This window comes from Paenibacillus intestini (assembly GCF_030803945.1).
Classification (GTDB): Bacteria; Bacillota; Bacilli; order Paenibacillales; family Paenibacillaceae; genus Paenibacillus; species Paenibacillus polysaccharolyticus.
The window spans coordinates 1,042,090-1,056,773 of record NZ_JAURUN010000001.1 but is presented as its reverse complement, the minus strand read 5'-3'; the positions used below and the strand labels follow the sequence as shown (position 1 = coordinate 1,056,773).

Below are 14,684 nucleotides of genomic sequence, written 5' to 3'. Positions count from 1 at the left end.
AGGGAGGATAACAACATCGATATATTCGGAGGGGGAGCGAAAAACTCCCCTTTTTCCGGTTCGAATGGAGAGTGACGTATGAAAAGAAAAGCCCCGGGCTCATTTCTGTTTCTGATGCCTTCCGTAACGCTGTTACTCGTGTTTTTTATCGTGCCGATTGTGCTCACAATCTGCTTTGCGTTCACGAATATGGCATTAACCGGTGCCGCAGCCAAAAGCCTGGAATTTGTAGGGTTCCAAAACTTTATTAACATGTTCCAGGACCCTGACTTTCGGATCAGTGTATGGCGTACACTTGTATTTCTGATTTTCTCAGCAGTGATCGGTCAGGTCGTGCTCGGATTTATTCTTGCCTTACTCATGAAAGAAAAAAATGTAACGTTCCGCCGGATCATCGGCATAATCGTAATTGCTGGCTGGGTCACGCCCGAAATTGTCGTGGCATTCTGTATGGTAGCCTTTTTCAGTGACAATGGTTCATTGAATCAGATTCTGGGCTGGTTTGGCGTAAGTCCGATCTCATGGCTGTTCAGTTTTCCCATGGTGAGTGTCATTATCGCTAACATCTGGCATGGAACGGCTTTTTCCATGATGGTTTATCAGTCTGCACTGGATGATATTCCGAAGGAAGTAGAAGAGGCCGCTATTATTGACGGCTCCACCGGATTCCAGATCATTCGCCATATTACGATTCCGATGGTGAAAGGCTCAATCGTTACCAATATGATGCTGGTTACTTTGCAGACACTGGGTGTGTTTACCCTGATTTATACGATGACGGGCGGTGGCCCGGGTACCTCTACGCAAACCTTGCCTATATTTATGTATAACCAGGCTTTTGTGAATTACCAGTTCGGATACGGAACAGCCATTTCTCTTGTGTTACTGTTCATTGGTATTATCGCCAGCCTGTTCTACATCCGTTCGATGAAAGTAAAAGTGTAAGGATTAAGGAGGTGTCATGTTCTTATGATGGTCAAACACGGTATTCAACGCAAAATCCAGTACGGTATTCTGGTTTTCCTCGGTCTATGTTTCTTATTGCCGCTACTTTGGATTATTCTGGCATCCTTTGATCCGAACGCGCAGCAAGGCATCAAGATGCCTGCAACGTGGACACTGCAAAATTTCAAGGATGTACTTGGGGATGAAAGTAACCTGCGCTCGTTCGGGGTAGGTCTGATTCTGTCAGGAGGACAGGCGGCACTTGTTGTCGCAGTATCTGTGCTGGCGGCCTATCCGTTGTCACGCTACGAGATGCGGTTTAAGAAAAGCTTTTTATTATCCATTCTGTTTATGACGGCTTTGCCGATTACGGCTGTGATGGTGCCAGTGTTCCAGATGTTTCTGTTCTTCAAAATGCAGAACTCCATCATTGCTACGATGCTGTTCCTGACGGCTTCATCTCTTCCATACGGCATCTGGATGATGAAGAACTTCATGGATTCTGTTCCAATTGATCTGGAAGAATCGGCCTGGATTGATGGTGCGTCGGTCTGGAGAGGCTTGCGAAGCATTGTTGCTCCGCTGATGCTGCCAGGCATTGCAACCATTGCGATCTTTACTTTTTCAGGCAGCTGGGGCAACTTTTTTGTACCTTACATTTTGCTTCAAACCCCGGAAAAACTGCCGGCATCGGTCACGATTTATCAATTCTTCGGCAGTCATGGCATGGTGGAATACGGCAGATTGGCCGCATTTTCGATGTTATACACGATGCCTTCGGTAGTACTCTATATTTTCTCCCAACGTTATATGTCCAAAGGATTTAGTATGGGTGGAGCGACAAAGGGATAGGAGGAGACACATATGACGAATACGACGAATCAAAAAACAGCGCATCTGATCTCACACACGCATTGGGATCGGGAATGGTATATGCCATACGAGCATCATCATGTGTTACTGGTTGAACTGATGGACAAGTTGCTGGACACACTCGACCGGGACCCGGAATATCGGTACTTTCATCTCGACGGACAGACCATCATTCGGGAAGATTATTTACAAGTTCGTCCAGACCAGCAAGAGCGGTTGGATCGGTACATTCGTGAGGGACGCATTCAATTTGGTCCGTGGTATGTGCTTCAGGACGAGTTTCTGACGAGTAGCGAGGCTAACCTGCGCAATCTGCTCATAGGGCATCGGGACGCCAAACCTTTTGGAATCATCTCTAAAACCGGGTATTTCCCGGATTCGTTCGGCAATATGGGACAAGCCCCGCAGATTTTAGAGCAGGCGGATATCCAGAATGCGATTTTTGGGCGCGGGGTAAAACCTACCGGATTCAACAACGCTGTTGTGGATGCAGAAGCGTATGAATCTCCCTATTCAGAGATGATCTGGCGTTCCCCGGACGGTTCGGAAGTGCTCGGTATTCTGTTTGCCAATTGGTATTGTAACGGGATGGAAGTACCTGTAGACCCGGAGAAAGCACGAGTGTACTGGGACAAAAATCTGCAGGAAGCCGAGAAATTTGCATCAACATCACATCTACTCTTCATGAACGGTTGTGATCATCAGCCTATTCAGACGGATCTACCTGAGGCACTTCGTACCGCTTCCGAGTTGTACCCTGAAGTGAAATTTGTACACTCCAATTTTGATGACTATATCGCAGCAGTCTCGCAGCAGGTTCCTGATCATCTGGCAACGATTGAAGGGGAGCTTCGCAGTCAGCATACGGATGGATGGGGAACGCTGGTGAATACAGCCTCTGCACGTGTCTATCTGAAACAGTTAAACCAGCAAGGTCAGACGTTATTGGAAAAAGTAGCAGAACCCCTGGCAACCATGGCCCATGTAGCCGGGGTTAAGGAATACCCGCATCATCTGCTTACCCATGCCTGGAAGATGCTTATGCAGAATCATCCACATGACAGCATCTGTGGCTGTAGTGTAGATGAGGTGCATCGGGAGATGGTGACCCGGTTTGCCAAGAGTCGGCAACTCGCCGAGAAGCTGGTATCCCAGACGTCGCAAGCCATTGCGGAATGCATTGACGTACAGAATATCGAAGCTTGGGCCGAGGATGCCGTGTTGTTCACCGTGTTTAATACGGCTGGGTGGATGCGAAGCGGTATCATAGAGAAAGAACTGATCGTAGATAAATCCTTTTTCCCGGAAGGTCCGAATCCACAGGCTCTTGCGCGCAAATTGGAAGAAGTCGTACTACCAACATATCAAGTGATCGATGCTGAAGGCAATATATACGTAGCCGAAATTCTTGATCTAGGTGTTCATTTCGGTTACGAGCTTCCGAAAGATCGCTTCCGTCAGCCATATATGGCACGTAAGGTTAAGGTGATTTTCCAGGCGAACAATGTTCCTGCACTGGGTTATCAGACGTATGGTCTGGTTCCAGTCGGGGAAAAGGAAGAAAGACAGGCGGCTGGCGTTGAATTTAAAGTTGAGATTGAAGCGAACATGATGGAAAACGAATATCTGCGAGTGCGTGTGGAGCAGAATGGCGCGATCACTTTGCTCGATAAACGCTCTGGAACAGAATATCACGGACTGAACGTCTACGAAAATACCGGGGATATCGGCAACGAATATGTGTACCGTCAGCCTGAAGGTGAACAAGCGTTATCCACTAAACAACTCAAGGCGGAGCTACGTCTTGTGGAGCATTCCCCTTATCATGCCGTAATGGAAAGTGTGCTGCGTTGGAACATTCCGGCTGGGGCAGATGAGCTGTTTGAGCAGGAGAAACGTTACATGGTTCCGTTCACGGAGCGTAAGGCTCAGCGTGTTCAGGATACCGTTCCTCTTAACATCACAACAACATATACACTGGAAGCAGGCAGTAATATGGTCAAGGTAAAGACCGAATTTAACAATCAGGCCAAAGATCATCGTCTACGCGCGCTTTTCCCGTCCGGTCTGGTCACGGACCATCATTATGCTGATTCCATCTTTGAAGTCGCCAAACGGCCAAACATTCCGGCGAAGGAGTGGGTGAATCCGAGCAATGCACAGCATCAGCAAGCATTTGTTCATGTGACGGATGGGAGCACCGGGCTGATGGTTGCGAACAAAGGGCTCAATGAATATGAGATTTTACAGGAGAATGCAGGAAGTACGATTGCGGTTACGCTGCTCCGCGCTTCATCCGAATTGGGAGATTGGGGTGTATTCGACACACCGGAGGCTCAATGTCTGGGACCTCAGGCGGTGGAGTATGCTATTATTCCATTTGCAGGCGATGCGGCGAAATCAGGTGCTTGTGCAAGTGCATACACGTATCCTATCCCGTGGACGACGGTGCAGCTTGGGGAACTGGCTCATACGTATGAAAAAGAAGCGCAGCCTGTACATGGAATGAAAGATGGCCAACGGAAATTACCACTGAGCAAACAGTGGCTGGACTGGCAAGCCGAGAATTCGACGCTGGCATTTTCCGCTTTGAAGATTGCAGAAGAAACAGGAGATGTGATTGCACGTTGGTTCAATTTGAGTGCTGATCCGGCTGATTTGCATGTACAGACTGGCTTCGAGTGTGTCTCCACATATGAGAGTGATGTGCTGGAGCGGGTGAAGGGTGCGCTTGAAAATAATCATCGGACGGTAGCGGGATATAAAATTGTTACGCATGGTTACGAGCTATTGTGATACCGAACGAATCAACAGAGTCAGCTGAAGTTTAGGCTTTAGAGCTTAAAGCGTTAACTGTTGGATGAGAAGCCGCCTGTGAGCGGCTTTTTCATATTTTAGGAGAATGAGGGAAAGTGCAACTGTGATAGTTTAATAATATTAAATGTCGTAATTTTATATATGAATTGTCGTGAGTTTCGATTAAAAATAAATAAATCATGTGATACCTTATAGATACGTTGTCAGAATATTATATACTATGGAGGGAAGACATCCGTGACCATTCGAATTGGAAAAATCAGTTTGTGGCATGTACATGCATGGGATTACATCAAGCAAGCCCAGGAACACGAGGATACAGTAATCGCCGCCGTGTGGGACGAAGACCCGAAGCGTGGGCAGGAAGCCGCTGACCGCTTGAACGTGCCCTTTTATGCATCGCTTGCGGATATGCTGGCACAAGATGACATTGATGCGGTAATTGTAGATGCGCCTACACGTCTCCATGAAGAGGTGATTACGGCTGCAGCCAAGGCGGGTAAACATATTTTTACCGAAAAAGTCATTGCCGCTACGCAAGTGGAGTCTAGTGTTATTCTGAGAGAGATTCAGGCAAACGGAGTCAAAATGACCGTTTCTCTTCCTCGTCTATATGCTGGATATACGCTGACCATTCAAGACGTGCTTGAGCGCGGATTACTCGGTCAAGTTACATACGTGAGGGCACGATTATCCCATGATGGAGCGATCACAGATTGGCTGCCTCAGCACTTCTATGATCTGCATGACTGTCAAGGCGGAGCTCTGATTGATCTGGGCTGTCACCCGATGTATTTAACGAGATTGTTTCTAAATCAGCCAATTACCGATGTGAGCGCACACTTTGGTTATATTACAGGCAAAGAAGTTGAGGATAATGCAGTGGCAACACTCTCTACATCAACAGGAGCTATTGGGGTAGTGGAAGCGGGATTTGTGAACAGTCACTCGCCTTTTACTATTGAAGTACATGGCACAGAGGGTACAATGTTATATGGAACGCCGGATTCCACATTGTTGATTCGCACGAAAGTAGCGGAAGGTCAGTATACGGATTGGACCGAACTTCCTGTTGCTGAAAATGTAGAAAGCGCATTCAATCAATGGGTAGGACACATTCAAAATGATACCGAGGACAGCGCAAACATCAACATGGCGATGGAATTGACCCGGTTGATAGAAGCGGCGAATCGCTCAGCGAAGGAAGGTAAACGAATTGCACTGACTGAGTTGCAAAGTTAGATATCAAGCTAGACAGGATAGATTGGATTATATAAGTTGAATGAATTACTTACACTTTAACGGAGTGGACTGTGTAAAATCTTCAGTTCTACTCAATATAAATTCGTCCTGTAAGGCGTTAAGGAGGAAGGCATCTTGAGTCTGTATCCGTATGAGAAAATGCTGGATCGGCAGGATCTCCTGGAGCGGCTTGATATTACCGTGGTATGGGGGCATTACGAGATTCGTGTGCTGCGATTTCATCTGACGACATTTCCAGCGGGGCGGATTGTCGATTTTCATAACCATGCGGAGTATGAGTTCCATTTCATTCCTAGAGGGAAAGGCAGAGTTATTATTGATGATCAGTCCCATGCATTATCGGAAGGGTTATTGTATCTGACCGGACCTGGGGTTGTTCATTATCAGGAAGCCGATGCCGAGCAGGATATGGATGAGTTGTGTCTTCATGTAGATATCGTGCATAAACCACGAGAGCATGTCGATCCATGGGAAGTTGCGGAATCAGAAGAGACCATTGAAAAACTAAAGACACTTCCGCATAAACCGGTTCAGGATTATCACCGTGCAATGCTCTGTTTTCTCGAAGCGTATGAAGCATGTGACCACAAGATGGTCGGATATTATACTTCGATTAAGCAGCTGGTTGTTAGCATTTTGTTAAAAACAGTTCGCGCTTACGATACGGGCGGAATTCGAGCTGAAGCTCCTGTAAGGGATATGACAGTGTATCGATACGATTATGCTGTACAGTACATGGAAGCTAATCACGCTTCTGTAGTGACGCTGGAGCATGTCGCCGAGAAGCTGCACATCAGCAGCCGCCAGTTGCAACGCATTTTTTATCAGGTACAGCCTGATATGCCGTTCAGCCGAGTGCTGGAGGACATTCGCCTGCGAGCGGTGTGCCGTAATTTACAGGAAAGCAACGTGTCTATTGAACAGATTGCGGTTGGCTCAGGCTTTAACAACGCCAACTATTTACATGCTGTGTTTCGAAAACGCCTTGGGATGACCCCGTCGGCTTTTCGCAAAATGAAACAACCAATACTAAAGTGAGGGTGACTTATGATGAGTAAATTATATCGCATTGGAATTATTGGCTGTGGCGGGATCGCAAACGGCAAACATCTGCCAAGTCTGAGCAAGCTGGAGAACGTTGAACTGGTTGCTTTCTGTGATATTGTGGAAGAGCGTGCCGCAGAGGCGAAGAAACAGTACGGTTCTGCCGATGCCGAGATATACACGGATTACCAGGAACTGTTGAAGGATGAGACACTCGATATTGTGCATGTGCTTACCCCGAACATCTCCCACGCAGAGATTTCAATTGCGGCGCTGGAGGCTGGCAAACATGTGATGTGTGAGAAACCGATGGCCAAGACTGCGGCTGAAGCTCAGCTTATGTTGGAAGCGGCCGAACGTACAGGTAAAAAATTGACGATCGGTTATAACAACCGTTTCCGTCAGGACAGCATGTACTTAAAGCAACTGTGTGAAGCGGGCGAGCTAGGTTCGATCTATTTTGCCAAAGCCCATGCGATTCGAAGAAGAGCCGTGCCGACTTGGGGTGTGTTTCTGGATGAAGAGAAACAAGGCGGTGGACCGCTGATTGACATTGGAACACATGCACTGGATCTGACCTTATGGATGATGGACAATTATCAGCCGAAAGTAGTACTTGGCACTACGCATCATGAGCTCTCCCAGAGAGAAAATGCAGCGAATGCTTGGGGTCCGTGGGACCCACAGAAATTTTCGGTGGAGGATTCCGCCTTTGGTATGGTTGTCATGGAAAATGGGGCAACGATCATGCTGGAATCCAGCTGGGCGCTGAACTCGCTTGATGTGGACGAAGCTAAATGCAGTCTGAGTGGCACCGAGGCAGGCGCTGACATGAAAAACGGACTGCGTATCAATGGCGAGAAGTTCAGCCGTCTGTATACCAATGAAATTGAACTCAGCTCTGGTGGTGTGGACTTCTATGAAGGACAGTCCGAAAATGCACCGGATGTGGAGATGCGCAAATGGATTGAAGCGATCGATAAAGATTTGGAGCCCGTAGTTACACCAAAACAGGCGCTGGTGGTATCACAGATTTTGGAAGCTATTTACGAGTCGGCACACACGGGCAAGGCAGTATACTTTAATAATTAACGGAGAAGCTTCAATAGATTGTTCTGTTAACATAATTAGATTCCTAAACCTTTGTCCGTTTATCCGGTCAGAGGTTTTTTGTTATTTTTCCATAATAGAGGGAGCCGTCCATACCTGATATGGATCAAACACATAGGATGAATGGAAATAAGCTGAAAGAGGGGATGTTGTGTCTAGGTATCTTACACCTATGGGAGTTTCCATCGTTGTTTGCACCAACCGTCCACAATTTTTGGATAACATCCTGCAGAATTATGTTCGCCAGCGTTACAAGGTCAAGGAATTGATTATCATTCTGAATCTCGACAGCATGAACATGCGTTTGATTCGGAAAAAGGTGCAGAAATACGCGAATGTCCACGTATACCAAGTACCCGAACGTATCTCACTAGGACAGTGTCTAAATGCAGGCATCACCAGAGCTCGTTTTTCACTCGTTGCGAAAATGGATGATGATGATTACTACTCTCCTTATTATCTGGAAGAACAGGTACGTGCGCTCAGGCAAACCGGCAGTGATATTGTGGGTAAACACTCCTGTCTGGTTTATCTGGAAGCTTCCCGAACATTGCTGATGAGGTCACCGGGCGAGAGCAATAAACCTGTGGAATTTATCCAGGGAGGCACGCTGTTATTCAGAAAAAAGGTGTTAAAAAGGGTTCGATTTACGGATCGTTCGGTGGGGGAAGATGTTACGTTTCTAAGGCAATGCAGGAAGAGAGGGTACAAAACGTATGCAACATCACCTTACAACTATGTGTATCTGCGCAGGCAGAACAAAGCAAGTCATACGTGGAGAGCAGAGGATCAGTTCTACCTTGAAGGAAGCGAGCGACTGGCTGTAACCAGGACTTTTAAACCTTTTGCAAACAAAAAGTTGTAGAAAAGGGAGACACTGCATTTTTAAGCGAAGAGTCGGATATCGTCATTCAGAAAAAAGTATAACATCCATTTGATCCAGAGAGGTTCTGACCGGTGCAGAGCGTCTTTTTTCTTTATAGATAGAGTTTAATTTCGATGTGGAGAGAGTGATCTATATGGGGGATTAAAATAAATGTTGGATTTTAGCAAAAAAAGTATTGCATATCAGTTTAGTCGGATTTATATTAATGGTATAAGGTCTAGACCATATACAGATCGGAGTGATCAGATGTCTAATCCATTCTCCTTTCATTTCGAAAAAGTATCGACTAAAAAGGTTAGTGAATTTATTCGGGAACAACTGGAAGAAGCCATTATTCTAAAAGAGTTGATGAGTGAGGAGCAGCTTCCCGCTGAACGGGATTTAGCCGAGATGTTTGATGTAAGCCGTATTACGGTTCGCGAAGCGCTCTCAGCACTGGAAGATAAAGGACTGATAGAAAAAAGAGTTGGAGCAAAAGGTGGAACTTTTGTCCTGCCACTCACGACCAATTCGCATAAACGGACAAGAGAAGAGATCAAACGAGGCTGGGCTCAGATGCTCAAGGTGTTTGAGTACCGGACCATTATTGAGCCGGAGGCGGCTTTTCTGGCTGCTGAGCGGATCACCGCAGGCGAACTGGAACAGCTGTATAACTATATGGAGCAAAGTATCGAGCCGGATTGCACACGGGAATGGTTCAGGGCACTGGATGTGAAATTCCATCTAACCATAGCCAAAGCATCACGAAATCCATACTGTGAAACAGCCGTCAGACAAATTCGAACGAAGATTAACCCGGCGCTCGATCTGATGCCTTACGATGATCGAATTCGTTCCGTAAACTACGAAGTACATATGGAGATTCTTGAAGCACTGAAGTCAAGAGACAGCGTAAGGTCACGGGATACGATGAAAAGGCATATCGAATTCTCGGCTGATGCCATCTATGCGCGCTTGGTGTCGGAATCCGAGCAACAGGAAAGGAATGAGATGCAATGAAGCAAGCTGAATTAATACAACTGGCTCAGCCGCTACAAGCGAAGTTAAGTGCCTGGCGCAGAGACCTGCACCGCCATCCGGAGATTGGTTATGAGGAGCATCGCACCTCTGCTATTGTGGCCGAACATCTGGAAGGCCTTGGACTTGAGGTTACTCGTCATGTTGGGAAGACAGGTGTAACTGGCCTGCTTCGCGGAGAAACAGATGGCCCTACCTTTGCACTTCGAGCAGATATGGATGCATTGCCGATTGAAGATCAGAAATCGGTGGAATATCGCTCAACGGTGAAAGGCAAGGCACACCTCTGTGGGCATGACGCACACACATCGATTCTGATGGGTGCTGCTGAACTACTCACCGGACTTGGCAGACCCAAATCCGGTAACATTAAGTTCATCTTTCAACCTGCGGAAGAGGGACTAGCCGGTGCAAGAGCCATGATTCAGGACGGAGTGCTGGAGAATCCAAAGGTGGATGCCATTGCTGGCTTGCATATGACACCCGGTCAGGATACGGGAACAGTTGGGGTGAGCCAGGGAGTTGCTTTTGCTTCGGCTGATCCGCTCGTCATCAAGATTGTGGGTCAGGGAGGTCACGCGGCTCGTCCGCATGAAGGTATTGATGCGATCGCCGTATCCGCTCAGGTGATTACTGCGCTACAGAACATCGCCAGCCGTATGGTGGACCCGCTTGAACCTGTAGTTGTCACGATTGGTAAAATCACCGGAGGTTATATGGGTACCGCTATAGCACCTGAAGTCGAGATGATTGGCACAGTCCGCACATTATCTCCTGCAGTGCGTGAACGGATGCCATCTCTGATCAAACAAGTCGTGAACGGTGTCTGCAGTTCATTCGGAGCGGCATGTGAAGTCACCTATGGTGACGGTTATCCGGTTGTTGTGAATGACCTTGGCATGGTTGATCTGCTCACAGATGTCTGTGAAGAGGTGAATGCGCAGAAGGGGTGGAGTTACATCAAACCGTCGACAGGCGGGGAAGACTTTGCTTTTTATTGCGAACATGTGCCTGGTGTGTTTTTCCGCTTAGGATCGGGAAATGAAGAGGAGCGTACACGGTATCCGCTTCATCATCCGAGATTTGATCTTGACGAAACGGTCATGCCTTACGGCGTAGGCTTGTTGTCAGCAATTGCACTTGAATTTTTGGCAAGGAATACAACTTCCAAGGGGGAAGAATCACAATGAAAAAGAGACAATGGACAGGCTTGTGGATTACTTTGCTGGCAATCGTGATGGTGTTAAGTGCTTGTGGTGGGGGCAGTAAAGGTACGACGAACAATGCTACCTCTGAAGGAAGCGGAAGTGAAAGTGCGGCTGCCGGTAGCACGTTAACAATTGCGGCGGCAACGGATATCGAAAGCTTTGATCCACACAACAATAACAATACCGCGAGTGAAGCTGTGCTTGTGAACGTATTTGATTATTTGATCAAAAACGACAGTCAGCAGAAAAAAGTTCCTGCGCTCGCTACTTCATGGGAGCAAGTGAACGATACAACGTGGAGATTCAAGCTGCGTGAAGGGGTAACGTTCCACAATGGCGACCCGTTCACTTCCGCTGATGTGAAGTACACGCTGGAGAGAGTCGCTAAAGATAATACGCTGAAGCAAAATAGTTATTTCAAAAACATCGTTGAAGTCAAAGCGGTGGATGAGCATACGGTAGACATCATTACCGATGGTCCAGACCCATTGTTGCTCAATCGCTTGTCCAAAATGGGCGCTGGCATCCTGCCTTCCAAATATATTGCAGACAAGGGCATGGACACGTTCCTGAAAGAGCCGGTGGGTACTGGCGCATACAAGTTCAGCAAATGGACCAAAGACGACCGGATTGAGCTTGTGAAAAATGAAAACTATTTCGGCGGTGAGCCGAAGTGGAATGAAGTGGTATTCCGTGTCATCCCTGAGGCTTCCACACGTGTATCTGAATTACTTGCTGGCGGAGTTGACGTTGCGTCATCTATCCCATCAACAGATATTGCACGTATTGAAGGCGAAGCAGACAAAAAAATTGTGAAAGCACCTATTCAGCGTGTTCTGCAACTGATCTTCCGTCAAACGGAAGGCAGCATTACAGCTGATCCAAAAGTTCGTGAAGCCATTGATCTGGCGATTGATAAACAAGGGATCGTAGACAGCATTGCCGGGGGAGCAGGGATCGTTACACGTACATCTGTAACACCTGGGAACTTCGGAGCTGACCCGTCACTGTATAAGACATCATTGTATGATTTGGAAAAAGCAAAGCAGTTGCTGAAAGAGGCAGGCTACGCTGAAGGCACGGCCGAGATGACTATCTCCGTATCTTCTCAGTACAAGGAACAAGCTGAGGTTGTTGCAGCCATGCTGGATCAGGCCGGATTCAAAATCAATCTGGACGTGCTTGAGCCGAGTGCATTCAGCGAGCGTTATAGCTCCAAATCATTTAAAGAAATTTTCATGATCGGAATCGGTAACTCCCTGTTTGACGCGTCCAACAACTATAACCGCTATATGGTGGAAGAAGCCAAAGGGGAATCAGACTACAACAATCCGGAAGTGGAGAAGTTGCTGCAATCTGCACTTGTAAACATGAATCCTGAGTCTCGTGAGAAAGAATATCAGCAAGTGCAACAGATTTTCTCAGAAGAGCGCCCTGCCGTATATTTGTATCAGATGGAAGGCGTCTATGGAACCAATGACAAAGTGAACTTTGCACCACGCAGTGATGAGATGTTCTATGCGGATGAGATTACACCTGTTGCAAAGTAACAGAGGCTAATACCACCTGTCATTGCATGAGTAAGCCGTGAACGGCAGGGACTGGATGAACAAGTTCCTGCCGTTCTTTTTTGGAAAGAGGAGGTGAGCCGGGAGTGGGAAAATACGTATTCAAATCTTTACTGCAGGTCATTCCGGTGCTGTTTATTGTCTCATTAATTGTTTTTATTCTGGTTCGGGTCACGGGTGATCCTGTGGCTCTGATGTTGCCTGAGACCGCTACAGCAGAGGACAGGGCTGTGTTGACGCAGGCACTGGGACTCGACCAGCCTTTATACGCGCAGTATATGAAATTTCTCGGTAATGCCATTCAGGGAGATTTTGGTCAATCCTTCCGTTACGGTCAGCCTGCACTTGAGCTTGTGTTAGAGCGATTGCCTGCAAGCTTTGAACTTGCCGCGGCTGCCATGTTATTTGCAGTATTGATGGCTGTTCCGCTGGGAGTGATCTCGGCAGTGAAAAGAAATACATTTACCGATCTTCTCATTTCAGGTATTTCGGTGATTGGCAAAGCGATGCCAAACTTCTGGATGGGCATTATGCTTATTCTGTTATTCTCCGTTGTGCTGGGCGTTTTACCGGTTTCGGGTCGCGGAGGTTTATCCCATCTGATTCTGCCCGCTTTTACGCTGGGGGTGGGACTTGCTGCACAGATGACACGGCTAATCCGATCCAGCATGCTGGAGATTCTGAATCAAGATTACATTCGCACGGCACGCAGTAAAGGACTGGGACGAATGACAGTGATCGCGAAGCATGCGTTCCGTAACGGTTTAATTCCGGTTGTGACCATTATGAGTCTGCAGTTTACCAGTCTGATCGGAGGTACTTTGATTACAGAAACCGTATTTTCCTGGCCAGGCTTGGGTCAACTGTTAGTTGTGGCCGTAAATACACATGATATGGCGATTGTGCAAGCAGCCGTGTTTGTGATTGCATTCATTGTAGTGGTTGTTAATATTCTCACGGATGTGTCCTACAGACTGCTGGATCCACGTATCAAATATGACTAGAAGGGGGTGCGATCTATGAGAGACAACGATGAAACAAATGTTCTGGTTACCGAACCGGACAACAGAAGTTCGCGTACGATTGCCGGAATTCGATCCATCTGGCAACAGCTAATCATCAGCAAGACCGGATTCATCGGTGCAGTGCTTGTATTGGTTGTTGTCCTGATTGCAATAGCCGCACCTCTGCTAACGAGTCATGATCCGTCAGCGGTCAACCCGCTGAACCGTCTCAAACCGCCTGCGTGGCTCGAAGGCGGAAAGGCCGAATACTGGCTGGGAACCGACAATCTGGGCAGAGATATGTGGAGCCGTATTGTATATGGCGCACGCGTGTCTTTAATTGTAGGTATGGGCGCCGTCATTGTCTCCGGAATAATCGGAGCCGTTCTGGGTCTGATATCCGGATTCTATGGAAAGTGGCTGGATGCCATTATTATGCGTGTGGGTGATGCATTCATGGCGATACCAACGATTCTGTTCATGTTAGTAGTGATGGCTATTGTGGGTCCAGGTATGACCACGTTGATCTTTGTTATCGGTGTAACCAACTGGGTGCCATTCACCCGTGTAGTTCGTAGTGAAGTGCTTAGTATGAAAGAGCGGGATTTTGTATTTGCCGCCAGATCGATTGGTGCCAAAAATGGACGGCTGATTATCAAGCATATTTTGCCTAACGTATTGTCGTCGTTTATTGTCATCTGCGGCATGAATGTAGGCACAACAATCATCATGGAAGCTTCGCTGAGTTTTCTGGGACTTGGAATAAAACCACCGGATGTATCGTGGGGCGGCATGTTAAGTGACGGACGGCAGTATGTAGCCACGAGCTGGTGGGTTGCTACATTTCCGGGACTAGCTATTACGTTTACTGTGCTGGGTGTTATTTTCCTCGGCGATTGGTTGCGGGATGTGCTTGATCCTCGAACAGAGTCAGCTCAGAAATCATAAC

Annotated in this window: 12 protein-coding genes; all 12 read left to right on the top strand. The window is 47.3% G+C overall.

Annotation, left to right across the window (positions count from 1 at the left end; genetic code table 11):
• Positions 1 to 78 precede the first annotated feature (78 nt).
• The 12 genes from J2T16_RS04545 (at position 79) to J2T16_RS04490 (ending at position 14,683) form a co-directional block, all read left to right on the top strand.
• Positions 79 to 945, top strand: coding sequence for a carbohydrate ABC transporter permease (locus J2T16_RS04545; RefSeq protein WP_090924060.1), 867 nt, complete (start codon positions 79 to 81; stop codon positions 943 to 945).
• A 27-nt stretch (positions 946 to 972) separates the two neighbouring features.
• Positions 973 to 1,797 (top strand): carbohydrate ABC transporter permease, encoded by an 825-nt coding sequence (locus J2T16_RS04540; RefSeq protein ID WP_123063799.1) that lies wholly within the window; start codon positions 973 to 975, stop codon positions 1,795 to 1,797.
• A gap of 12 nt (positions 1,798 to 1,809) precedes the next feature.
• The gene (locus J2T16_RS04535) at positions 1,810 to 4,614 is read left to right on the top strand and encodes an alpha-mannosidase (RefSeq protein ID WP_336122618.1); all 2,805 of its coding nucleotides are present in this window, start codon (positions 1,810 to 1,812) and stop codon (positions 4,612 to 4,614) included.
• 258 nt (positions 4,615 to 4,872) lie between these two features.
• Positions 4,873 to 5,877: a Gfo/Idh/MocA family protein gene (locus J2T16_RS04530; RefSeq protein ID WP_499017838.1), complete on the top strand. Its 1,005-nt coding sequence runs from the start codon at positions 4,873 to 4,875 to the stop codon at positions 5,875 to 5,877.
• Positions 5,878 to 6,012: 135 nt separating this feature from the next.
• Complete coding sequence (locus J2T16_RS04525; RefSeq protein WP_336122620.1) at positions 6,013 to 6,936, top strand: AraC family transcriptional regulator; 924 nt, start codon at positions 6,013 to 6,015, stop codon at positions 6,934 to 6,936.
• A gap of 12 nt (positions 6,937 to 6,948) precedes the next feature.
• The gene (locus J2T16_RS04520) at positions 6,949 to 8,034 is read left to right on the top strand and encodes a Gfo/Idh/MocA family protein (protein WP_336122829.1); all 1,086 of its coding nucleotides are present in this window, start codon (positions 6,949 to 6,951) and stop codon (positions 8,032 to 8,034) included.
• Between the two features lie 169 nt (positions 8,035 to 8,203).
• Positions 8,204 to 8,917, top strand: a complete 714-nt coding sequence (locus tag J2T16_RS04515; RefSeq protein ID WP_339838763.1) for a glycosyltransferase family 2 protein — start codon at positions 8,204 to 8,206, stop codon at positions 8,915 to 8,917.
• A gap of 267 nt (positions 8,918 to 9,184) precedes the next feature.
• Positions 9,185 to 9,937 carry a FadR/GntR family transcriptional regulator gene (locus tag J2T16_RS04510; protein ID WP_221788638.1) on the top strand — a complete coding sequence of 251 codons (753 nt, stop codon included), beginning with the start codon at positions 9,185 to 9,187 and terminating at the stop codon, positions 9,935 to 9,937.
• Entirely contained in the window at positions 9,934 to 11,145 is a 1,212-nt protein-coding gene (locus J2T16_RS04505) for a M20 metallopeptidase family protein (protein ID WP_336122621.1), read from the top strand. The genes J2T16_RS04510 and J2T16_RS04505 overlap by 4 nt, the downstream gene beginning before the upstream one ends.
• Positions 11,142 to 12,713 (top strand): ABC transporter substrate-binding protein, encoded by a 1,572-nt coding sequence (locus tag J2T16_RS04500; protein WP_221788642.1) that lies wholly within the window; start codon positions 11,142 to 11,144, stop codon positions 12,711 to 12,713. The genes J2T16_RS04505 and J2T16_RS04500 overlap by 4 nt, the downstream gene beginning before the upstream one ends.
• 104 nt (positions 12,714 to 12,817) lie before the next feature.
• Positions 12,818 to 13,735, top strand: a complete 918-nt coding sequence (locus tag J2T16_RS04495) for an ABC transporter permease (protein WP_145412920.1) — start codon at positions 12,818 to 12,820, stop codon at positions 13,733 to 13,735.
• 15 nt (positions 13,736 to 13,750) lie between these two features.
• The gene (locus J2T16_RS04490) at positions 13,751 to 14,683 is read left to right on the top strand and encodes an ABC transporter permease (RefSeq protein WP_090915740.1); all 933 of its coding nucleotides are present in this window, start codon (positions 13,751 to 13,753) and stop codon (positions 14,681 to 14,683) included.
• Position 14,684 lies beyond the last annotated feature (1 nt).

Bases quoted from the DNA above. Each gene is read 5' to 3' on its own strand.
- J2T16_RS04545 (WP_090924060.1), top strand. From the start codon at position 79: ATGAAAAGAAAAGCCCCGGGCTCATTTCTGTTTCTGATGCCTTCCGTA.
- J2T16_RS04540 (WP_123063799.1), top strand. From the start codon at position 973: ATGGTCAAACACGGTATTCAACGCAAAATCCAGTACGGTATTCTGGTT.
- J2T16_RS04535 (WP_336122618.1), top strand. From the start codon at position 1,810: ATGACGAATACGACGAATCAAAAAACAGCGCATCTGATCTCACACACG.
- J2T16_RS04520 (WP_336122829.1), top strand. From the start codon at position 6,949: ATGAGTAAATTATATCGCATTGGAATTATTGGCTGTGGCGGGATCGCA.
- J2T16_RS04510 (WP_221788638.1), top strand. From the start codon at position 9,185: ATGTCTAATCCATTCTCCTTTCATTTCGAAAAAGTATCGACTAAAAAG.
- J2T16_RS04505 (WP_336122621.1), top strand. From the start codon at position 9,934: ATGAAGCAAGCTGAATTAATACAACTGGCTCAGCCGCTACAAGCGAAG.
- J2T16_RS04500 (WP_221788642.1), top strand. From the start codon at position 11,142: ATGAAAAAGAGACAATGGACAGGCTTGTGGATTACTTTGCTGGCAATC.
- J2T16_RS04490 (WP_090915740.1), top strand. From the start codon at position 13,751: ATGAGAGACAACGATGAAACAAATGTTCTGGTTACCGAACCGGACAAC.